A 21201-nucleotide genomic window follows, 5' to 3' on the forward strand; every position below is an offset into this window, starting at 1 on the left:
GCGGCATGGACGTGATCGCGACCGCCGGGCACGTCGACCACGGCAAGTCGACGCTGGTCCGCGCGCTCACCGGCATGGAGCCCGACCGGTGGGAGGAGGAGCGCCGCCGCGGCCTGACCATCGACCTCGGGTTCGCCTGGACGACGCTGCCCTCGGGCCGGGTGCTGGCCGTCGTCGACGTGCCCGGGCACGAGCGGTTCGTCGGCAACATGCTCGCCGGCGTCGGGTCGGTGCCGGCCGCGCTGGTCGTGGTCGCCGCCGACGACGGCTGGTCGCCGCAGACCGCCGAGCACGTCGCCGTCCTCGACGCGCTCGGCGTGCGGCACGCGCTGCTCGCCGTCACCAAGGCCGACCTCGCCGACCCCGCGCCCGTGCTCGCCGACGCGACCGAGCGGCTGGCCGCGACGTCGATGGGCGCCGTCCCCGGCGTGGCGGTGAGCGCGCCGACCGGCCGGGGCGTCCCCGAGCTGACCGCCGCTCTCGAGGCGCTGCTGGCGGAGCTGCCCGCGCCGGACGCCGGCGCGCCGGTGCGGCTCTGGATCGACCGCGCGTTCCCCATCCGCGGCGCGGGCACCGTCGTCACCGGCACCCTGGCCGCGGGCACCGTGGCGCCCGGCGACCGGCTGCGGCTCGGCGACCGCGAGGTCGGCGTGCGCGGCGTGCAGTCGCTGGGCCGTCCGGTGGACCGGGCGACCGCGACCGCGCGGGTGGCGCTGAACCTGCGCGGGGTCGCCGTCGAGGACCTCGCCCGCGGCGACGCGCTGCTCACCCCCGGCGCGTTCCGGTCCACCGCGGAGGCCGACGTCGTCCTGGCCCGCGCACCCGAGGGCCGGCTGCCGGCCGAGGCGGTGCTGCACGTCGGCTCGGCGGCGGTGCCGGTGCGGCTGCGCCCGCTGGACGGGCGGGCGGTGCGGCTGCGGCTGGCCGCCCCGCTGCCGCTGCGGGTCGGGGACCGGGTGCTGCTGCGCGACCCGGGCGCCCGGCGGGTGCTCGGCGCCGACGTCCGCGACGTCGCCCCGCCCGAGCTGCGCCGCCGCGGTGCGGCCCGGCAGCGGGCCGGCGAGCTCGGCCGCCAGCAGCCCGGGCCGGCCGGGGCGGCCGCCGACCTCGCCCGCCGCCGGGTGGTGCGCGCCGACGACTTTACCGCGATGGGCTGGCCGGTGCCGGACGACGCCGTCCGCGCCGGGCCGTGGCTGCTCGCGCCCGGGCTGGTCGGCGAGCTGGCCCGCCGGGTCCCGGGGCTGGTGGCCGCGCACCGGCAGGCGCACCCGCTGGAGCCGGGGCCGCCGGTCGCCGTCGTCCGCCGGGAGCTGGACCTCCCCGACGACGACCTGGTGGCCCTGGTCGTGCGGCCGCCGCTGGCGCTGCGCGAGGGCCGGGTGGTCGTGGCCGCCGCCGGGCTGCCACCGGCCGTGCAGCGGGCGGTCGACGCGATCCGGGCGCGGCTGGCCGCCGATCCGTTCGCCGCCCCGGACGCCGACGAGCTGCGCGCCGCCCGGCTCGGACCGCGCGAGCTGGCGGCCGCGGTGCGCGACGGGCAACTGGTGCGCATCGCCGACGGCGTCTACCTGGCACCGGGCGTGGAGGAGGCCGCCCGCGCGCGGCTGGCCGCGGTGCCGCAGCCGTTCACGCTCAGCCAGGCGCGCTCGGCGTGGGGGACGACCCGGCGGGTGGCCGTGCCGCTCATGGAGTGGCTCGACGCGCGCGGGGTCACCGAGCGGCTGCCCGACGCCTCACGCCGGCTCCGCTGACCCGGCGCGCCACCTCGGTGGGTCCGTTCCGTCGCCGCTCGTGCTCTGCACACAGGTGTGTGCAGAGCACGACTCCCGGCAGGAGACCTCGGATGCCGGCGCTCGTGCTCTGCCCCCACGGGCGGGGCAGAACACGACCGCGCCGAGGGAAGAGGTCAGCCCCCGGCCTGGCGGAGCAGCGCGTCGCGCTCGCCGCTCTCCGTCACCACCGGTTGCGCGGAGGAGGCGTCGACGGTCTCCACGGTGTCCTGCGGGTCGACCGGCTCGGGCAGGGTGCGGAAGCGCTCGCGCGGGTCCTCGGGGGCGGTCACGTCCGCAGGGTCCCGCGGGGGAGCCGGGTCCGCTAGAGCGAGGGGACCCAGCGCGCCGGGCGCTTCTCCCGGAACGCGGCGATGCCCTCCTGGCCCTCCTCGCCGGCGAAGGCGCGGGCGGAGAGGTCGAGCAGGTCGTCGAACGAGCCGCGCAGCCCGCCGGCCCGCAGCAGCCGCTTGGTCTCCGCCAGCGCCCACGGCGACCCGGCGGCCAGCGCCAGCACCTGCAGGTCGACGGCGGCGTCGACCTCGTCGTCGGGCGCGACCAGGTCCACCAGCCCGCCGGCCGCGGCGGTGGCGGCGTCGAACACCTCGCCGGTGAGCATGAGCCGGTGCGCGGCGTGCGGCAGCATCCGCGGCAGCACGACCGCCGAGATCACCGCGGGCACCAGACCGAGTCGCACCTCCGACATCCCGAACGTCGCCGAGGACGCGGCCACCACGACGTCGCAGGCCGCGGCCAGGCCGACCCCGCCCGCCCGCGCCGGCCCGCGGACCGCGGCCACCACCGGCTTGGGCGCGGTCCAGATCGTCCGCAGCAGGTCGGGGAGCTCGCGCACGCCCTGGTCGCCGGCGCCGGCCCCGGCGGCCTCGGACAGGTCCATCCCCGAGCAGAACACCCGGCCGGTGTGGTCGAGCACGACCACGCGCACCGCGTCGTCGGCGAGGGCGGCGTCGAGGGCCTCGCGCAGCTGCGCGCGCAGCGCCCGGGACAGCGCGTTGCGGTTGGCGGGGGAGTCCAGCACCAGCCGGGCCACGCCCCCCGCGACGGTCACCTGCAGCAGCCGGTCCTCGTCCACGGGCGCAGAGCTCACCCCGGCATCCTGCCCCGGGGTGGCGGGGGCGCGGCACACTGGGAGCAGATGACCACCACCCTGCCGCTGCTGCCGGCGCGTCCGCCCGCGGACGACGACCTGCCGGCCGGTGCCCGCGAGCACCTGACGACGACGCCGTTCGGGCTCTACGTGCACGTGCCGTTCTGCGCCACCCGCTGCGGCTACTGCGACTTCAACACCTACACCTCCGACGAGCTCGGCCCCGGCGCCAACCGCGCCGAGTACGCGGGCACCGCGATCGCCGAGCTGCACCGCGCCGCGCGGGTGCTGGGCCCGGACCTGCCGACGGTCGCCACCGTCTTCGTCGGCGGCGGCACCCCCACCCTGCTGCCCGCCGAGGACCTCGCCGCCGTGCTGGCCGCCGTCCGCGAGCTGTTCCCCGTCGCCGGCGACGTCGAGGTGACCACCGAGGCCAACCCCGAGTCGGTGACCCCGCGGTCGCTGGCGACGCTCCGCGCGGCCGGCTTCACCCGGCTGAGCCTCGGGATGCAGTCCGCCGCCGAGCACGTGCTCGCGGTCCTCGACCGGCGGCACACGCCCGGGCGCGCGGCGCAGGCGGCGCGGGAGGCGGTCGCGGCCGGCTTCGAGCACGTCAACCTGGACCTCATCTACGGCACGCCCGGCGAGACCGACGCCGACTGGGCCGCCTCGCTCGACGCCGTCCTCGCCGCGCCGGTCGACCACGTCAGCGCCTACGCGCTCATCGTCGAGGACGGCACCCGGCTGGCCCGCCGGATCGCCCGCGGCGAGCTGCCGATGCCCGACGACGACGTCCTCGCCGACCGCTACGTGCAGGCCGACACCGTGCTGCGCGGCGCCGGGTTCGACTGGTACGAGGTCAGCAACTGGTCGCGCGGGGACGCCGCCCGCTGCCGGCACAACGAGCTGTACTGGGCCAACGCGAACTGGTGGGGGACCGGCCCGGGCGCGCACAGCCACGTCGGCGGCGTGCGCTGGTGGAACGTCAAGCACCCGGCGGCGTACGCGCAGCGGCTGGCGGCGGGGGAGAGCCCGGCGGCCGACCGCGAGGTGCTCGAGCCCGCCGACCGCGCGCTGGAGACGGTCATGCTCGGCCTGCGGCTGCGCGACGGCCTGCCGCTGACCGCGCTGTCCGACGCCGGACGGGCCCGCGCCGCCGACGCCGTCGCCCGCGGGCTGCTGGAGCCCGCCGCGCACGCCGGGGGCCGGGCGGTGCTCACCGACCGCGGCCGCCTGCTCGCCGACGCCGTCGTGCGGGACCTCACCGACTGACGGATGTCAGCCCGGGCCGACGACGTCCGGCAGGTCCGGTACCGGGATCGGCGGGTCTACGGTCGGGCGCCGTGGACGTCCCCTCCCGGTGGCGGCAGATCGGCTGGTCCCTGCCCTGGCTGCTGTTCCAGGTCTTCCCCCTCGCCGACCTGCTGACCACCGACCGGCCGACGGCGGTCCGGGTGGTCGCCGGCGCCGCGCTGCTGGTCTTCACCGCCGTCTACCTCGACGTGTTCCGCCGGTCGTTCACCCGCTGCGACCCGGGGGGACGGCTGGGCCGGCTGGCGGTGGTCGCGGCGCTCGGCGCCGGCCTCGCCGTCTGGCTGGGGCCGTCGTGGGCGGGCCTGCTGATCTACGTCTCGGCGGCCTCGGCCGCGGCGCTGCCGCAGCGCTGGGTGTGGCCGGCGGTGCTCGCCGCCGCCGCGGTGTGCGCCGGGGTGGTCGCGGCCGACGGCCAGCTCGGGAGCCTGTTCATCCTCCCAGTGATGTGCGTGCTCACGGCGTTCGCGATGCGCGGCACCCGCCACCTGGTCGAGGTCAACACCGAGCTGGCCGCGGCCCGCGAGGAGCTGGCCCGCAACGCCGTCGCCGAGGAGCGGCTGCGCTTCGCCCGCGACCTGCACGACCTGCTCGGCCACAGCCTGTCGCTCATCGCGCTCAAGAGCGAGCTCGCCGGGCGGCTGGCCGAGGTGGACCCGGCGCGGGCCCGCACCGAGATGGCGGACGTCGAGGCCGCCGCCCGCCGCGCGCTGGCCGAGGTCCGCGACGCGGTCAGCGGCTACCGCCAGGTCAGCTGCGCGCAGGCGCTGGCCGAGGCGCGCGCGGCGCTGTCCGGCGCCGGGATCGCCGCCCGCCTGCCGGACCGGGTGCCCGTGCTGCCCGGGCCGGTCGACGCCGCCCTGGGCTGGGTGGTCCGCGAGGCGACGACGAACGTGCTGCGGCACAGCGGCGCCCGGACGGTCACCGTCACCCTCGCCGACGACGGCACCGACGCGGTGCTCACCGTCACCGACGACGGCCGCGGCCCCGCCGACGACACCGCGCCCGGCTCCGGGCTCACCGGCCTGTCCGAGCGGGTGGGCGCGCTGGGCGGCCGGCTCACCGGCGGCGCCGGCCGCGACGGCGGCTACGAGCTGCGCGCGGTGCTGCCGCTGCTGCCGGCCCCCGCGGCGGCGGTGGCCCGGTGATCCGGGTGCTGGTGGCCGAGGACCAGTCGATGGTCCGCGGCGCGTTGCGGGCGCTGCTGGAGCTCGAGCCCGACATCACCGTCGTCGCCGAGGTGGGCCGGGGCGACGAGGTGCTGGCCGCCGCCCGGGAGCACGCCCCCGACGTCGCGCTGCTCGACATCGAGATGCCCGGGCGGGACGGGCTGGAGGCCGCCCGCGAGCTGGCCGCCGAGCTGCCCGCGGTCCGCGCCGTCGTCCTCACCACCTTCGGCCGGCCGGGGTTCCTGCGCCGCGCCATGGAGGTGGGCGCGGCGGGCTTCCTGGTGAAGGACGCGCCGGTCGCCGAGCTCGCCCGCTCCATCCGCGCCGTCGTCGCGGGGGAGCGGGTGATCGACCGGGAGCTGGCCGCCGCCGCGCTGGCGATCGGCGCGACGCCGCTGTCCGCCCGCGAGGCCGACGTGCTGCGCGAGGCCGCCGACGGCGCCACCGTCGCCGACATCGCCCGGCGGCTGTTCCTGTCCGAGGGCACGGTGCGCAACTACCTGTCCTCGGCGATCGGCAAGACCGGCGCCCGCACGCGGGTGGAGGCCGCCCGCGTCGCCGCCGACAAGGGCTGGCTCTAGAAGGACCCCCTCGCCCCCCACCCCCCCACCCCTCGCTCCGCTCGGGGCGGGCCCCTGCGAGAGGGCCGCCTGAGACGAGCGAGCCGAGACCGACTAGAGCGCGAGCTTCATCCCCACGTGCGAGGGGACGAAGCCCAGCCGCTCGTAGAAGCGGTGCGCCTCGGGGCGGCGGGCGTCGGTGGTGAGCTGCAGCAGCGCCGCGCCGCGGCGGCGGGACTCCGCGGCGCACCACCGCAGCATCGCCTCGCCGAGCCCCCGCCCGCGGGCGGCCGCGGCCACCCGCACGCCCTCCACCTGTGCGCGGAGGGCGCCGCCGCGGGACAGCCCGGGCAGGAACGACAGCTGCAGGGTGCCGACGACCGCCCCGGCGTCCTCGGCCACGACCAGCAGGTGCGCGGGGTCGGCGGCGACGGCGGCAAACGCCCGCTCGTAGGCGGCCGGGTCGGCCGACTCCCGGGTGGCACCGAGCGGGTCGTCGGCCAGCAGCGCGACCACCGCGGGCAGGTCCCCGGCGGTCGCCTCCCGCAGCAGCACCCCGCCGTCGAGCCGGGCCGGGTCCATCAGGCCAGGTTGGCGGGCATCAGCGCGTCGAGGTCGAGCACCCGGACGTGGATGACCGAGCGCTGCTGCAGGGCCGCCCGCAGCGCGCGGTGCAGGCCGTCCTCGAGGTAGAGGTCGCCGTGCCAGTGGACGGCGTGCGGGAAGAGGTCGCCGTAGAAGGTCGAGTCGTCGGCGAGCAGGGTGTCCAGCGCCAGTTCGCGCTTGGTGGTGACGAGGGTGTCGAGCCGGATCTGGCGGGGCGGGATCATCGCCCAGTCCCTGGTGGACAACCCGTGCTCGGGATAGGGGCGCCCGCTCCGCACCGCTTTGAAGATCAGGGACCCGACCTCCGTCCAAGACCTGCCCCGTACCGGCACCGACGCGTCCGAGCCTATCGGCCCGCCGCCCGCGGTGCCGGGCACCCACCGGGGTGGTGGACCCCGTCACGTCCGCGACGGAACGGCTCCCTGGTCGTATGCTGGATTGGCACTCGGTCCGTGCGAGTGCCAGCCCCGCCGGACCCCCGGCGGGGGCGGGCCGGAGTCCCCCGGGCTCCCCGCACGGCGACGTCGACCGGTTCGGGGAGGTGTCACCGTGGCGCACGACGAACGGCGCCTGCAGGTCCTGCGGGCCATCGTGCAGGACTTCGTCTCCACCAACGACCCCGTGGGCAGCAAGGCCCTGGCCGAGCGGCACGACCTCGGGGTCTCGCCGGCGACCATCCGCAACGACATGGCCGTCCTCGAGGAGCAGGGCTACATCACCCAGCCGCACACGAGCGCCGGGCGGGTGCCCACCGACAAGGGCTACCGGCTGTTCGTCGACCGGCTGTCGGCGGTCAAGCCGCTGTCGCCCGCCGAGCGCCGCGCGATCGAGCGGTTCCTCGACGGCGCGGTCGACCTGCACGACGTCCTCGGCCGCACGGTGCGCCTGCTCGCCCAGCTGACCCACCAGGTCGCCGTCGTCCAGTACCCGACCCTGTCCCGCAGCGCGGTGCGCCACCTCGAGGTGGTGCAGCTGACCGGCTCGCGGCTGCTGCTGGTGCTCATCACCGACACCGGCCGCGTCGAGCAGCGGGTGGTCGACTGCCCGGTCGACGTCAGCCGCGACGACGTCGCCGACCTGCGCGCCACGCTCAACGCCGCGTTCACCGGCGCCCGGCTCGCCGACGCCGGCAGCAAGGTCCCCGACCTCGTGGAGACGGCGCCGGAGCACCTGCGGGCGCTGGTCGCCGCGGTCAGCGCCGCGCTGATCGAGACCCTGGTCGAGCCGGGGGAGGACCGCCTGGTCATCGGCGGGACGGCGAACCTGGCCCGCGTCGCGCTCGACCCCGGCAGCCTGCGCCCGCTGCTGGAGGCGCTGGAGGAGCAGGTCGTCGTCCTCAAGCTGATCAGCGAGGTCGACAGCAGCGGCGCGGTGCTCGTGCGCATCGGCGAGGAGAACGCCCACGAGGCGCTGGCCGGTGCGTCGGTCGTCTCGGTGGGGTACGGCACCGGTGACCGGGCGCTGGGCGGACTCGGCATCGTCGGCCCGACCCGCATGGACTACCCAGGCAACATGGCCGCGGTGCGAGCCGTGGCCCGTTACGTCGGCCAGCTGCTGGCCGGGAGCTGAGGTCTCGACCCCCCATGGCAACCGACTACTACGGCGTCCTCGGGCTCTCCCGGGGCGCCTCCGACGCCGACATCAAGAAGGCATACCGGCGGCTGGCGCGGGACCTGCACCCCGACGTCAACCCCGACCCCGAGGCCAAGGAGCGCTTCCAGGAGGTCAGCCGGGCCTACCAGGCGCTGACCGACCCGGACAAGCGGCGCATCGTCGACCTCGGCGGCGACCCGTTCGACAGCGGCGCCGCCGCCGGCGCGGGCTCGCCGTTCGGCGGGGCCGGCTTCGGCGGGCTCGGCGACATCATGGACGCCTTCTTCGGCGGCGGGATGGGCACGCGCGGGCCGCGCAGCCGTGTCCGCGCCGGCGACGACGCCCTGATCGCGCTGGAGCTCGACCTCGAGCAGACGGTCTTCGGCACCACCGAGACGATCACCGTCGACACCGCGGTGCTGTGCGGCACCTGCGCCGGCGCCGGCACCGCGCCGGGCACCCACCCGACCACCTGCGTCACCTGCTCGGGCCGCGGCGAGGTGCAGAGCGTCCAGCGCTCGTTCCTCGGCCAGGTCGTCTCCAGCCGGCCGTGCCCGACCTGCGCCGGCACCGGCCAGGTCATCCCCGACCCCTGCCCCGAGTGCGGCAGCGAGGGCCGGGTCCGCTCCCGGCAGGACATCCAGGTCAAGGTGCCCGCCGGCGTCGAGGACGGCATGCGGATCCGGCTCACCGGCCGCGGCGAGGTCGGCCCCGGCGGCGGCCCCGCCGGCGACCTGTACGTGGAGATCCGCGAGCGCCCGCACCCGGTGTTCACCCGCGACGGCGAGGACCTGCACTGCCACGTGGCGCTGCCGATGACGGCCGCGGCGCTGGGCACCACGCTGCCGCTGACCCTGCTCGACGGCGAGGACACCGACGTCGACGTCCGCCCCGGCACCCAGGCGGGCACCGTGCTCACCCTCCGCGGCCAGGGCGCGCCGCGGCTGCGGGCCACCGGCCGGGGCAACCTGCACGTGCACGTCGACGTCCAGACGCCGACCCGCCTCGACGCCGAGCAGGAGAAGCTGCTGCGCGAGCTGGCGGTGCTGCGCGGCGAGGACCGCCCCGGCCCGTCGGACACGCACGGCGGCCTGTTCTCCCGGGTCCGGAACTCGTTCAAGTGAGCGTCCCGGCCCCCGGCGACGCCCGGCCGGCCCTCGACGGCTCCCCGCTGTTCCTGCTCGACGAGCTGCCCGACGACGGCGAGGTGCTCGTCGGCGGGGCCGAGGGCCGGCACGCCGTCGACGTCCTGCGGCTGACCACCGGCGAGGCGGTGCGGGTCGGCGACGGCCGCGGCGCCGTCGTCGAGGGCACCGTGCTCGACGCCGGCGCGGCCGGGCTGCGCGTGCAGGTCACCGCCCGCCACGAGGTGCCGCCGCCCGACCCGGAGTTCGTGCTGGTCCAGGCGCTGCCCAAGGGCGACCGCGGCCCGCTGGCCGTGGAGCTGGCCACCGAGCTCGGCGTCGACCGGGTGGTCCCGTGGGCGGCCGCGCGCTGCGTCACCCGCTGGCGCGACGACCGCGTCGAGAAGGGCCTGGCCAAGTGGCGTGCCGCGGCGCGGGCGGCGGCCAAGCAGTCGCGGCGGCCGCGGGTCCCCGAGATCGGCGACCTCATGACCACCCGCCAGGTGTGCGGGGAGCTCGCCGACGTCGACCTCGCGCTGGTGCTGCACGAGCAGGCCCGCCGTCCCCTCGCCGGGGTCGAGATCCCCGCCAGCGGCACGGTCGCCGTCGTCGTCGGCCCGGAGGGCGGGCTCACCGACGGCGAGGTCGTGGCCCTGCGCGCGGCCGGCGCCCAGCCGGTGCGGCTCGGCCCCGAGGTGCTGCGGACCTCCACCGCCGGCGCCGCGGCGCTGGCCGCCCTGTCGGTCCGGACCCGCTGGGCCTGACGCCCGGCCATAAGGTCGGCGGGGTGACCGACTGCCTCTTCTGCCGGATCGTCGCCGGGGAGATCCCCGCCGACGTCGTGCACGAGACCGACCGCACGCTGGGCTTCCGGGACGTCAACCCGCAGGCGCCCACGCACGTGCTGGTCATCCCCAAGCAGCACCACGCGACGGCGGGGCTGCTCGTCGGCGCCGACCCGCAGCTGCTCGCCGACGTGGTGGCCGCCGCGCACGCGGTGGCGATCCAGGAGGGGCTGGCCAGCGAGGACGGCACCGAGCCCGGCTACCGCCTGGTGGTCAACACCGGCCCGCAGGCCGGGCAGACCGTCCACCACCTGCACCTGCACGTCCTCGGCGGCCGCGACCTCCGCTGGCCCCCGGGCTGAGCCGGGCGGGCCGCCTGGCAGGGTGGCCGGCATGACCGACGCCGGCAGCGCCGCCCCCGTCCGGATCGAGCGGGACGGCGACGTCGCCGTCGTCGTGCTGGACGCGCCCCCGCTCAACCTCTTCGACGAGTCGGTGTTCGCCGCGTTCGAGCGGGTCGTCGCCGAGCTGGTGACCCTCACCGAGCCCGGCCGGCCCGACCGCGCCCGCGCGGTGCTGCTCGAGGCCCGCGGGAAGGTCGTCTCCGGCGGCGTCGACGTGCACGCCTTCCGGGACATCGCCGAGGGGCCCGAGCCGGCGCAGCGCGGCGCGGCGCTGTGGGCCCGGCTGCTGCGCATCGCGCAGACGCTGGAGGACCTGCCCGTCCCCACGGTGTTCGCCGCGCACGGGCTGACCCTCACCGCGGCCTTCGAGCTGGCGCTGGCCTGCGACGTGTTGCTCGCCGCCGAGCGCGCGTCGTTCGGGCTGGTGGAGATCGTCGTCGGGCTGACCCCGTCGATGGGCGGGCCGCAGCGGCTGGCCGAGCGGGCCGGCCCGGCGCGGGCCAAGGAGCTGGTCTTCACCGGCGAGCGCTACCCGGCCGCGGTGCTGGAGCGGTGGGACGTGGTCAACCGGGTGCTGCCCGACGACGGCTTCGCCGAGGCCGCCCGCGACTACGCGCGCCGGGTCGCCGCCGGCCCGACGATCGCGCACGCGGCCACCAAGCGCCTCGTGACCACGGCGGTGCGGCACGGCGCGCGGGCCGCCGACGAGATCACCCCGCAGGTCTCCGGGGCGCTGTTCGCCACCGACGACCTGCGCGGCGCCGTCGCCTCCTTCCTGGCGGACGGGCCGGGGAGGGCCACCTACTCGGGGCGGTGACCTGCGCGCGAGCGCGGTTCCCGGTGGCGGGGCGCGGGTAGAGTCGAACCGTCTAGTTCCCCGTGCCAGGAAGGCAGGGTCGAGGGTTCTTGCCCGACACCTCCCCGAACGTCCCCGTGCCGGGCGCGCCCACGTCCCGCGAGGCCTCCGCGCAGGCCGTCGCCGCGGACAGCGCCAGCACCCTCGCCAGCGCCGCCCCCGCCGCGGTCCGCGCCACCATCACCGTCCCGGACTCCGTCTCCATGGTCGCCCTGCTCGGCTCCGGTGACGAGCTGCTCCGGCTGGTCGAGTCCGAGGTCGACGCCGACGTGCACGTCCGCGGCAACGAGATCGCCGTGACCGGGCAGCCGGCCGACAACGCCTTCGCCGTCCGCGTGTTCGACGAGCTCATCGCGCTGCTCGGCACCGGCCAGGCGCTGCGCCCGGACTCGGTGCGCCGGGTCATCGGCATGCTGCGCAGCGGCGGCTCCGAGCGCCCGGCCGACGTCCTCAGCCTCGACATCATCAGCCGACGCGGCCGCACGATCCGGCCCAAGACGCTGAACCAGAAGCGCTACGTCGACGCGATCGACGCGCACACCGTCGTCTTCGGCATCGGCCCCGCCGGCACCGGCAAGACCTACCTGGCGATGGCGAAGGCCGTGCAGGCGCTGCAGACCAAGCAGGTCAACCGGATCATCCTCACCCGCCCCGCGGTCGAGGCCGGCGAGCGGCTGGGCTACCTGCCCGGCACGCTCAGCGAGAAGATCGACCCGTACCTGCGCCCGCTGTACGACGCGCTGCACGACATGGTCGACCCCGAGTCGATCCCGCGGCTCATGCAGTCGGGCACGATCGAGGTCGCGCCGCTGGCCTACATGCGCGGCCGCACGCTCAACGACGCGTTCGTGATCCTCGACGAGGCGCAGAACACGACCGCCGAGCAGATGAAGATGTTCCTCACCCGGCTCGGCTTCGGCTCGAAGATCGTCGTCACCGGTGACGTCACGCAGGTCGACCTGCCCGGCGGCGCGCAGAGCGGCCTCAAGGTGGTGCGGGAGATCCTCGACGGCATCGAGGACGTGCACTTCGCCAACCTGACCAGCTCCGACGTCGTCCGTCACCGGCTGGTCGGCGACATCGTCGACGCCTACGAGCGGTGGGACGCCGCCCACCAGCAGGGTGCCGGCCGTCCCGCGGGCCCGGCCCGGCCCGCGCGGCCGACGCGCCGGCAGGGGAGCTGAGCGCCGTGCCCGTCGAGGTCGCCAACGAGTCCGAGATCGCCGTCGACGAGGCGGAGCTGACCGGCATCTGCCGGTACGTCCTCGCCGAGATGGGCGTCAACCCGATGGCCGAGCTGTCGGTGCTGTGCGTCGACCCGGACTACATGTCCGTGCTGCACGAGCGCTGGATGGGGGAGAAGGGCCCGACCGACGTCCTGGCCTTCCCCATGGACGAGCTCGACACCGCCCGCCCCGACGACCCCGAGCCCGGCCCGGCGCTGCTCGGCGACGTCGTGCTCTGCCCCTCGGTCGCCGTCCGGCAGGCCCGGGCCGCCGGCCACTCCATGGACGACGAGCTGCTGCTGCTGGCCACCCACGGCGTGCTGCACCTGCTCGGCTACGACCACATGGAGCCCGAGGAGGAGCGGGAGATGTTCGGCCTGCAGACCCGCCTGCTGGAGGGGTGGCGCTCGGCGCCGCGGCAGCCGGTCACCGGTGAGCCGGCCGAACGGGGTCCCGGGACGCGGTGACGCGATGAGCGCCGGTGCGGTCACGCTGCTGGTCGTCGCGATCTGCCTGGTGCCGCTGGCCGGCCTGTTCGGCGCCATGGACGCCGCCCTGCAGCGGGTGTCCAAGGCGCGGGTCGAGGAGCTGCGCCGCGACGGCGTCCGGCGGGCGGCCACCCTCGAGCGGGTCCTCGACGAGCGCGCCCGGCTGGTGGCGCTGCTCCTGCTGCTGCGGATCGTCTGCGAGATGGTCGCCGCGGTGCTGGTCGCCGTCGTCCTGGTCCGCGTGCTGGGCATGGGCTGGCAGGCGGTGCTCGTCGCGGCCGGCGTGATGACCGTGGTCAGCTACGTGCTGGTCGGCGTCGGGCCGCGGACGCTGGGCCGCCAGCACGCCTACCCGGTCGCGCTGGCCACCGCCGGGGTGGTGCGGCTGCTGGGCCGGGTGCTCGGCCCGGTCGCGACGCTGCTGATCCTGATCGGCAACGCGATCACCCCCGGCCGCGGCTACCGCGACGGCCCGTTCTCCACCGAGGTCGAGCTGCGCGAGCTGGTCGACCTCGCCGAGGAGCGCGGCGTGGTCGAGTCCGGCGAGCGGAACATGATCCACTCGGTGTTCGAGCTCGGCGACACCATCGCCCGCGAGGTCATGGTGCCGCGCACCGACGTCGTGTGGATCGAGCGCACCAAGACCGTCCGGCAGGCGCTGGCCCTGGCGCTGCGCAGCGGCTTCAGCCGCATCCCGGTGATCGGGGAGAACGTCGACGACGTCGTCGGCGTCGTCTACCTCAAGGACCTGGTGCGCCGGTCGCAGAACCTCGGCGAGGCCCGCGGCCCGAAGGTCGAGGAGCTCATGCGCCCGCCGGCGTTCGTGCCGGAGTCCAAGCCGGTCGACGAGCTGCTGCGCGACATGCAGGCCCGCCGCATCCACATCGCGATCGTCGTCGACGAGTACGGCGGCTTCGCCGGCCTGGTCACCATCGAGGACATCCTCGAGGAGATCGTCGGCGAGATCGCCGACGAGCACGACGCCGTCCAGCGGCCGCCGGTCGAGCACCTCGACGACGGGTCGGTGCGGATCACCGCCCGGCTGCCGGTCGAGGACCTCGCCGAGCTGTTCGACGTCGAGCTGCCCCGCGACGACGACGTCGAGACCGTCGGCGGCCTCCTCGCCCGCGAGCTCGGGCTGGTGCCGATCGAGGGCTCGTCGGCGGAGGTCGCGGGCCTGCGGCTGGTCGCCGAGAGCACCGGCGGGCGGCGCAACCGGATCGACACGATCCTGGTGTGCCGGGTGCCCGACGCGGACCCCGAGCACCAGTCCGGGGCCCCCCGGGCGGAGGTCCCGGCCGCCGCCGAGAGCTGACGTGGAAAGCTCGTCCCTCGTGCCCGACCTGCAGCCCGAGGACGCCAAGCTCGTCACCCTCGCCCGCTCCGCCCGCGGCCGCACCGGCGCGCCGGAGGGGGCCGCGGTCCGCGACACCGACGGGCGCACCTACGTCGCCGCCAGCGTCGCGCTGCCCTCGCTGCGGCTGTCCGCGCTGCAGGCGGCGGTCGCCGCGGCGGTGTCCAGCGGTGTCGAGGGCCTGGAGGCGGCGGCGATCGTGTCCGACGCCGACGCCGTCGAGCAGGAGGGCCTGGCCGCCGTGCACGACCTGACCGCGTCCGCGCCCGTGTTCCTCGCCGGCCCCGACGGGTTGCTGCGCGCCACCTCGTGACCGCGACGAGTGGGGGCCGGAGGCCTCCGCGAGGAGCGGTCGTGGGGGCTCCCGCCTGTGGGGGACGGCACGTGGCCGCGGTGTCGGCCGGTGGGCCGACGATGTCATCACGCAGTGGGAGACTGGGCCGGTGAGCACGCCGGACCAGCCGTACCGCAGCGGCTTCGCCTGCCTGGTGGGCCGGCCGAACGCGGGCAAGACCACGCTGACCAACGCGCTGGTCGGCGAGAAGGTCGGCATCGTCAGCAACCGGCCGCAGACCACCCGGCACGCCATCCGCGGCGTCGTGCACCGGCCGGGTGGGCAGCTCGTGCTCGTCGACACCCCGGGCCTGCACAAGCCCAAGAGCCTGCTCGGCCGCCGGCTCAACGACGTCGTCCGGGACACGCTGTCCGAGGTCGACGTCGTGGTGTTCTGCGTCCCGGCCGACCAGCCGGTGGGCGCCGGTGACCGGTTCATCGCCCGCCAGCTGAAGGAGGTCACGGCCCCGGTGGTCGTCGTCGTCACCAAGACCGACGCCGCGAGCAGGAAGCAGGTCGCCGAGCAGCTGGTGGCCGCCAGCCAGCTCGTCGAGGCCGCCGAGGTCGTGCCGGTGAGCGCGGTCGCGGGCGACCAGGTGGAGCTGCTGGAGGACCTGCTGGTCGGCCTGCTGCCCGAGGGGCCGCCGCTGTACCCCGAGGCGCAGACCACCGACGAGGACACCGACCGGCAGATCGCCGAGCTCATCCGCGAGGCGGCGCTGGAGAAGGTGTTCCAGGAGGTGCCGCACTCCCTCGCGGTCACCGTCGAGGAGCTCAACCGCCGGCCCGATCCCAAGCGGGAGGGCGCGGAGCTGGTCGAGGTGCACGCGCTGCTGCACTGCGAGCGCCCCAGCCAGAAGCCGATGCTGCTGGGCAAGGGCGGGTCGGTCATCAAGGCGATCGGCACCGAGGCCCGCGCCGGGCTCGAGCAGCTGCTCGGCGCCCGGGTCCACCTGGACCTGCACGTCACCGTGCTCGGCGAGTGGCAGGACGACCCGAAGAAGCTGAACCGGCTCGGGTACTGATGAGCACCACGCCGAAGTCGCTGTACCGCGACGAGGGGATCGTCCTGCGCACCCAGAAGCTGGGGGAGGCCGACCGGATCGTCACGGTCCTCACCCGCCGGCACGGCAAGGTGCGCGCGGTGGCCAAGGGCGTGCGCCGCACCAAGAGCAAGTTCGGCGCGCGGCTCGAGCCGTTCAGCCACGTGGACGTGCAGTTCTACACCGGCCGGAACCTCGACATCGTCAGCCAGGCGGAGTCCATCCGCTCCTACGGCTCGGTCATCGCCGCGGACTACCGCGCCTACACCGCCGGCACCGCGGTACTCGAGACCGCCGACCGGCTGACCGCGGAGGAGAAGGAGCCCTCGCTGCGGCTGTTCCTGCTCGTCGTCGGCGCGCTGCGGGCGCTGGCCGAGCAGACCCACCCGGCCGGGTTGGTGCTCGACGCCTTCCTGCTGCGCGCGATGTCGGTGGCCGGCTGGGAGCCCGCGCTCGGCGACTGCGCCCGTTGCGGCCTCGAGGGGCCGCACCGGCACTTCTCCGTCCCGGCCGGCGGCACCGTCTGCCCCGGCTGCCGCCCGACCGGCTCGGCCATGCCCAACCCGGTCACCATCGGCCACCTGGAGGCGCTGCTGTCCGGCGACTGGGCGACCGCCGAGTCCAGCGAGCAGCCGCAGCGCCGCGAGGGCAGCGGGCTGGTGGCCGCGCTGCTGCAGTGGCACCTCGAGCGCGGGCTGCGCTCGCTGCCGCTGGTGGACCGCTCGGACCCGTCGGCCCCGCGCCGGGAAGTGAGCCTGCTGAGTGAGGCGTGAGGTCCCGGCGCCGCGGCAGGTGAAGACCCCGAACCCGCACCCCACGGGGGTCCGACCGCCCGAGCTCCCCGCCGACAAGGTGCCCCGGCACGTCGCGATCGTCATGGACGGCAACGGCCGCTGGGCCAAGGAGCGCGGCCTGCCCCGGACGGCCGGCCACGAGGCGGGGGAGTCCTCGCTGTTCGACTGCGTCGAGGGCGCCATCGAGCTCGGCGTGAAGGCGATCAGCGCCTACGCGTTCTCCACCGAGAACTGGCGGCGCAGCCCCGAGGAGGTCCGCTTCCTCATGGGCTTCAACCGCGACGTCATCCGCCGCCGCCGCGACGAGATGCACGACCTCGGCGTCCGGGTGCGCTGGGCCGGCCGTCGCCCACGGCTGTGGCGCAGCGTCATCAGGGAGCTCGAGGTCGCCGAGGAGCTCACCCGGGACAACGACGTCCTCACGCTCACCATGTGCGTGAACTACGGCGGCCGCGCCGAGATCGCCGACGCCGCCGCGGCCATCGCCCGGGAGGTCGCCGCGGGCCGGCTGGACCCGGGCAAGGTCGACGAGGACACCGTCGCGCGGTTCCTCGACGAGCCGGACATGCCCGACGTCGACCTGTTCGTGCGCAGCTCCGGGGAGAACCGGACGAGCAACTTCCTGCTGTGGCAGTCGGCCTACGCCGAGTTCGTCTTCCTCGACACCCTCTGGCCCGACTTCGACCGCCGGCACCTGTGGGCCGCGTGCGAGGAGTACGCCTCCCGCCAGCGCCGCTTCGGCAAGGCGTAGGGGCCCGTCCGCGGGTCCGCGGCCGGGACCGTCCGGGCCGCTCCGCGGGCGTCCGCGCAGCCCGGGGGGCGGTTCCCGCTGCCGCGCCGGAATCCGTTGACAGTGCGTGCGCGTGACCTGACAGTGGCGGCTCCCCCGACAGAGGACGGAAGACCCCCACCGTGAGCGAGAGCACGATCGCGTCCCAGCACGCCCGGACCCCGGCGGCGCCACCGCAGCCCGGTGACCTGAACGACCAGCTGATCGCCAGTGACTTCTGGACCGACCAGATGCTGGCCGACGCCGGCATCCCCGTCGTCGACGTCCCGTTCGTCACCTTCGGTGGCGGCATCGGCTCGTTCGTGACGGTCGACTACCTGCGGATCTGCGGTGTCCCGACGAGCGCCATGCGCGTGCTCACCCCGCTGAAGACCCCGTGGGAGAGCTACGAGTACCTGACGACGGTCTCGCAGATCCCGCGCGGCGAGCGGCTGCGGTCGGACTCGTCGTCCTGCCCCGACAACATCTGGGGCTTCCCGAGCTACGCCATCCGCGAGGCCCTGCAGGGCAACCTCAAGCAGGCCTGGAACGTGCTGGTCGAGCCCATCTTCGCGAACTACTACACACCGAAGGCGGGGCACGCGTTCGAGTCGATGGAGAAGGAGATGTACCGGATCCGGTATCCGGAGATGGTCGTCAACGGCCAGGTCCGCATGGTCCGGCGCCGCGTGGGCGGCGGGTACTTCACGATCCTGACCCCGCCCGAGGGCGCCACCCCGACCCGGCGGATCGCGTACCGCAGCACCTGGGTGCACGTGGCCGTCGGCTACCCGGGCCTGAAGTTCCTGCCCGACCTGCAGCGCTACCGCAACGAGTACAACGACTACGGCAGGGTCGTGAACGCCTACGAGCGGCACGAGCAGGTCTACGAGCGGCTGCACCAGCGCCCGGGCACCGTGCTCATCCGCGGCGGCGGCATCGTGGCCTCGCGGGTCCTGCAGCGGCTGATCGACGACCGCGACCGGCTCGGCCTGCAGACCCAGATCGTCCACCTGTTCCGCACCTACGTGGACAAGCCGCACGGCACCGGCATCCTCAAGCGCCGCAAGGGCGCCGACGGCTGGGCCTACCAGGGCTTCAACTACCCGAAGTCGGTGTGGGGCGGGCAGCTCAAGCAGCAGGTCCGCAAGAGCGAGGGCGCCGAGCGCAAGCGGCTCTACGACGAGATGGGCGGCACCAACACCCCCGTCCGCCGGGACTGGAAGGAGCAGCTCAAGCGCGGCCGGACCGAGGGCTGGTACCGCGTGATGATCGGCAGGATCGAGGAGATGAAGCCGGTCGGTGACCTCGTCGAGGTCACCGTCAGCACCCCGGACCAGGGCCCGCACACCGGCACCTTCGACGCCGTCATCGACTGCACCGGCCTCGAGGCCGACATCCGCGAGCACCGCGTCCTGGCCGACCTGCTCGACCACTCCAACGCCACCCGCAACCCGGTGGGCCGGCTCGACGTCCAGCGGAACTTCGAGGTCACCGGGACGCAGAACGGCGGCAAGGTCTACGCCTCCGGCAGCGCCACCCTCGGCGGCCCGTTCCCCGGCGTCGACACCTTCTTCGGCCTGCAGATCGCCGCGCAGGAGATCGCCGACGACCTCATCCAGCAGGGGTTCGCGCAGAAGCTGGGGCCGGGCCGGTCGACCAGCCAGTGGTGGAAGTGGGTCCGCAACAAGCAGATCTGACCGATCCGCCCCCCGACTCGACGACCGACGCCCGCGACGACCGAGAGAGACGACACCGTGCTGCCCACCCTGAACGGCCGCATCCAGACCAGGATCTTCCTGCTGGCCGTGGTCGGTTCGATCTGGACCCTGATCATCACCCCGGTGCTCCCGACCGGGGCCTCGCTCGGCGCCTCCTACGGCGCCACCTTCTCCGTGCTGCTGGTCGTGCTGGTGCTCGGCGTGCTCTGGGAGCTCGTCTACCACGGCATCCAGCAGTTCCGGTGGGAGAAGGACTGGCCGACGCTGTTCGGCCTGCTCACCGGCATCCCCGAGGGCCTGCTCGTGTGGTTCCTCTTCGCCGGCGGTGCGATCCCGTGGATCGACTCGCTGCCCGGCCCGGCCTTCGCCATCCACTTCGTCAGCACCTGGCTGATCGTGTGGCTGGTCGCCAACGGCCCGATGCGCGTGCCGTTCATCCACTGGCGGATCAACGGCGGGAGGCTCATCTGATGTCGGCCCCCACGCCTCCGCTCACCGGGACGACCGGCGCGCCGGCCACCGTGCCGCCCTTCGACCAGGTCGCCGTCCGGGTCGCCCCCGGCCCCGACCTCGTCGTCCGGATGCCCGGGGTGCTGCTGGTCGTCGGGGTCCCCACGCAGCCGTCCGGCCCCGCCGCCCCGGCGGCCCGGCCGGCGCTGGTCGGGTGGGGCTCCGCCCCGGTCCCGCCCGCGCCCGCGGCCGCCCCGGCCGGCGACGCGCTGGTCGGCGAGCTGGTCACGCTGTGCCGCCGGGTGTCCGCGGCCGGCTCCCGCGCCCCGGGCCGCCGGCTGCACGAGGACCTGCGCGCCTGGCTCGGCACGGTGACCGAGCCGCCGTCGTTCGCGGTCGCCGCCGCCACCGAGGACGGGCTGACGCTCGTGCTCGTCGGCGGCGGCAGCGCCGAGGTGCCCGACCTGGGGCTGCGGCTCACGCCGGCCCAGGGGGAGAAGCTGGACAACGGCACCCTCGTGCTCGACCGCTCCGTCACCTGGCCGCCGGCCCCGCTGCACCTGTCGGCCGGCTCGCCGGCCGACGCCGCGCCGCACCCTCTCGCCGACCTCGAGGCCGGTGCGGTCCCCGGCGCGGCCGCGGTCCTCTCGCCGGCCCCCGCGCCGTCGGCCGCCGCTCCGGTGCCGTCGGGCACCATGCAGGTCCGGCTGCCGGCACCGCACGCCCGGGTGCCGCTGTCCACGGCGAAGCCGCCGGCCCGCCCGGTGCCCGCCGCGCCCGCGGGGGGCCCGGCCGGGCACGACCACGCCGGGTACGAGCACGCCGGGCACGCGCACGCCGGGTACGAGCAGGCCGGGCACGCGCACGCCGGGCACGCGCACGCGGCCCCGGCACCCGCCGCCGACCCGGCTCCGGTCGCGCCGCCGCCGGTGGAGCTGCCGGCGCCGGAGCGGTCCGCGCTGCTGTTCGGCGCCGCCGCCGAGGCGGAACCGGCGCGGCAGCCGCTGCCGACCCCGGGCCAGGAGCCGGCGCCCGCGGCCGCGGAGCCGGAGGACGAGCGGCCCACGGTCAAGGGCATCCTCTGCAAGAACGGCCACCTCAACGACCCGCGGGCCGGGTTCTGCGCGCTGTGCGGCATCCGCACGACGCAGCAGACGGCGGTGGTGGTCGAGGGCGTGCGCCCGCCCCTGGGCCTGCTCGTCTTCGACGACGGCGCCACGGTCAGCCTGGACATGGACTACCTGCTCGGCCGCGAGCCGGAGACCGACGAGCGCGTCGTCTCCGGGCAGGTGCGGCCGCTGCTGGTCCTCGACCAGACCGGCGGCGTCAGCCGGCACCACGCCGAGATCCGGCTCGAGGGCTGGGACGTGCTGCTGCTCGACGTCGGCTCGGCCAACGGCACGCTCGTCGCCCCGCGCGGCGCCCCGGGCTGGTCCTCGCTGGTGCCGCACCAGCCGATCCGGCTGACCCCGGGCACGGCGGTCCGCATGGGCGGTCGCCAGTTCGCCTTCGAGTCGCAGCACGGCGGGTACTGACCCGCACCCCGCTCCACTCCGGCGCCCGTCTCCCCACCCGGGGAGGCGGGCGCCGTCGCGTTCCCGGCCGGTTCCCCGGGCCGCGGGTGGTCCTGCCGACGCTCGTGCTCTGGCCGCAGGGGGGGGGGGGGGCCGTGGGGGCGCCCGAGGTGCCACCTCCCGCGGCCCGGGCTCCGCCCGCCCGCGGGGTGGGTACCGGCTAT

23 protein-coding genes are annotated in these 21201 nt (G+C 75.9%); 19 read left to right on the forward strand and 4 right to left on the reverse strand.

Annotated features, from left to right (window positions below):
- Positions 1-5 precede the first annotated feature (5 nt).
- Entirely contained in the window at positions 6-1751 is a 1746-nt protein-coding gene (selB, locus tag ACI8AR_RS20290; RefSeq protein WP_457052600.1) for a selenocysteine-specific translation elongation factor, read from the forward strand.
- A 155-nt stretch (positions 1752-1906) separates the two neighbouring features.
- Here selB and ACI8AR_RS20295 read toward each other — a convergent pair whose 3' ends face one another.
- Together ACI8AR_RS20295 and ACI8AR_RS20300 are read right to left on the reverse strand one after the other, a co-directional pair.
- Positions 1907-2062: a hypothetical protein gene (locus tag ACI8AR_RS20295; RefSeq protein WP_457052601.1), complete on the reverse strand. Its 156-nt coding sequence runs from the start codon at positions 2060-2062 to the stop codon at positions 1907-1909.
- 32 nt (positions 2063-2094) lie between these two features.
- Entirely contained in the window at positions 2095-2877 is a 783-nt protein-coding gene (locus ACI8AR_RS20300; RefSeq protein WP_457052602.1) for an enoyl-CoA hydratase-related protein, read from the reverse strand.
- A 48-nt stretch (positions 2878-2925) separates the two neighbouring features.
- Here ACI8AR_RS20300 and hemW point away from each other — a divergent pair, with 48 nt between their 5' ends.
- From hemW to ACI8AR_RS20315, 3 genes are all read left to right on the forward strand, one after another.
- Complete coding sequence (hemW, locus tag ACI8AR_RS20305; protein ID WP_457052603.1) at positions 2926-4149, forward strand: radical SAM family heme chaperone HemW; 1224 nt, start codon at positions 2926-2928, stop codon at positions 4147-4149.
- Positions 4150-4220: 71 nt separating this feature from the next.
- Positions 4221-5336: a sensor histidine kinase gene (locus ACI8AR_RS20310; RefSeq protein ID WP_457052604.1), complete on the forward strand. Its 1116-nt coding sequence runs from the start codon at positions 4221-4223 to the stop codon at positions 5334-5336.
- A complete protein-coding gene (locus tag ACI8AR_RS20315) occupies positions 5333-5938 on the forward strand; it encodes a response regulator (RefSeq protein WP_457052605.1) in 606 nt (201 codons plus the stop codon). The genes ACI8AR_RS20310 and ACI8AR_RS20315 overlap by 4 nt, the downstream gene beginning before the upstream one ends.
- A 93-nt stretch (positions 5939-6031) precedes the next feature.
- On the opposite strand, the gene ACI8AR_RS20320 is transcribed toward ACI8AR_RS20315, so the two are convergent.
- Positions 6032-6499: an N-acetyltransferase family protein gene (locus ACI8AR_RS20320; RefSeq protein ID WP_457052606.1), complete on the reverse strand. Its 468-nt coding sequence runs from the start codon at positions 6497-6499 to the stop codon at positions 6032-6034.
- Entirely contained in the window at positions 6499-6900 is a 402-nt protein-coding gene (locus tag ACI8AR_RS20325; protein ID WP_457052607.1) for a type II toxin-antitoxin system VapB family antitoxin, read from the reverse strand. Before ACI8AR_RS20325 ends, ACI8AR_RS20320 begins: the two co-directional genes overlap by 1 nt.
- A 172-nt stretch (positions 6901-7072) precedes the next feature.
- Between ACI8AR_RS20325 and hrcA the strand changes: the two genes are divergently transcribed.
- From hrcA to ACI8AR_RS20400, 15 genes are all read left to right on the forward strand, one after another.
- Positions 7073-8092: a heat-inducible transcriptional repressor HrcA gene (gene hrcA, locus ACI8AR_RS20330; RefSeq protein WP_456928409.1), complete on the forward strand. Its 1020-nt coding sequence runs from the start codon at positions 7073-7075 to the stop codon at positions 8090-8092.
- Between the two features lie 14 nt (positions 8093-8106).
- Positions 8107-9240 (forward strand): molecular chaperone DnaJ, encoded by a 1134-nt coding sequence (gene dnaJ / locus ACI8AR_RS20335; RefSeq protein WP_457052608.1) that lies wholly within the window; start codon positions 8107-8109, stop codon positions 9238-9240.
- Entirely contained in the window at positions 9237-10004 is a 768-nt protein-coding gene (locus tag ACI8AR_RS20340; RefSeq protein WP_457052609.1) for a 16S rRNA (uracil(1498)-N(3))-methyltransferase, read from the forward strand. Before dnaJ ends, ACI8AR_RS20340 begins: the two co-directional genes overlap by 4 nt.
- Before the next feature lie 23 nt (positions 10005-10027).
- Positions 10028-10387, forward strand: a complete 360-nt coding sequence (locus tag ACI8AR_RS20345) for a histidine triad nucleotide-binding protein (protein ID WP_457052610.1) — start codon at positions 10028-10030, stop codon at positions 10385-10387.
- A gap of 31 nt (positions 10388-10418) precedes the next feature.
- On the forward strand, positions 10419-11246 hold the full coding sequence (locus tag ACI8AR_RS20350; RefSeq protein ID WP_457052611.1) for an enoyl-CoA hydratase/isomerase family protein: 828 nt from the start codon (positions 10419-10421) through the stop codon (positions 11244-11246).
- Positions 11247-11335: 89 nt separating this feature from the next.
- Positions 11336-12469 carry a PhoH family protein gene (locus ACI8AR_RS20355; protein ID WP_456938600.1) on the forward strand — a complete coding sequence of 378 codons (1134 nt, stop codon included), beginning with the start codon at positions 11336-11338 and terminating at the stop codon, positions 12467-12469.
- Positions 12470-12474: 5 nt separating this feature from the next.
- The gene (gene ybeY / locus ACI8AR_RS20360) at positions 12475-12978 is read left to right on the forward strand and encodes an rRNA maturation RNase YbeY (protein WP_093580955.1); all 504 of its coding nucleotides are present in this window, start codon (positions 12475-12477) and stop codon (positions 12976-12978) included.
- A gap of 4 nt (positions 12979-12982) precedes the next feature.
- A complete protein-coding gene (locus ACI8AR_RS20365; protein ID WP_457052612.1) occupies positions 12983-14314 on the forward strand; it encodes a hemolysin family protein in 1332 nt (443 codons plus the stop codon).
- Position 14315: 1 nt separating this feature from the next.
- The gene (locus ACI8AR_RS20370) at positions 14316-14666 is read left to right on the forward strand and encodes a cytidine deaminase (protein WP_457052613.1); all 351 of its coding nucleotides are present in this window, start codon (positions 14316-14318) and stop codon (positions 14664-14666) included.
- Positions 14667-14796: 130 nt separating this feature from the next.
- Positions 14797-15711: a GTPase Era gene (gene era / locus ACI8AR_RS20375; RefSeq protein ID WP_457052614.1), complete on the forward strand. Its 915-nt coding sequence runs from the start codon at positions 14797-14799 to the stop codon at positions 15709-15711.
- Positions 15711-16502, forward strand: a complete 792-nt coding sequence (recO, locus tag ACI8AR_RS20380; RefSeq protein ID WP_456928418.1) for a DNA repair protein RecO — start codon at positions 15711-15713, stop codon at positions 16500-16502. Before era ends, recO begins: the two co-directional genes overlap by 1 nt.
- On the forward strand, positions 16492-17274 hold the full coding sequence (locus ACI8AR_RS20385; protein ID WP_457052615.1) for an isoprenyl transferase: 783 nt from the start codon (positions 16492-16494) through the stop codon (positions 17272-17274). The genes recO and ACI8AR_RS20385 overlap by 11 nt, the downstream gene beginning before the upstream one ends.
- A gap of 161 nt (positions 17275-17435) precedes the next feature.
- On the forward strand, positions 17436-18992 hold the full coding sequence (locus tag ACI8AR_RS20390) for a hypothetical protein (protein ID WP_457052616.1): 1557 nt from the start codon (positions 17436-17438) through the stop codon (positions 18990-18992).
- 57 nt (positions 18993-19049) lie between these two features.
- Entirely contained in the window at positions 19050-19484 is a 435-nt protein-coding gene (locus tag ACI8AR_RS20395) for a hypothetical protein (protein WP_457052617.1), read from the forward strand.
- On the forward strand, positions 19484-20998 hold the full coding sequence (locus ACI8AR_RS20400; protein ID WP_457052618.1) for an FHA domain-containing protein: 1515 nt from the start codon (positions 19484-19486) through the stop codon (positions 20996-20998). Before ACI8AR_RS20395 ends, ACI8AR_RS20400 begins: the two co-directional genes overlap by 1 nt.
- Positions 20999-21201 lie beyond the last annotated feature (203 nt).

The organism is Geodermatophilus sp. SYSU D01036, from assembly GCF_054050435.1.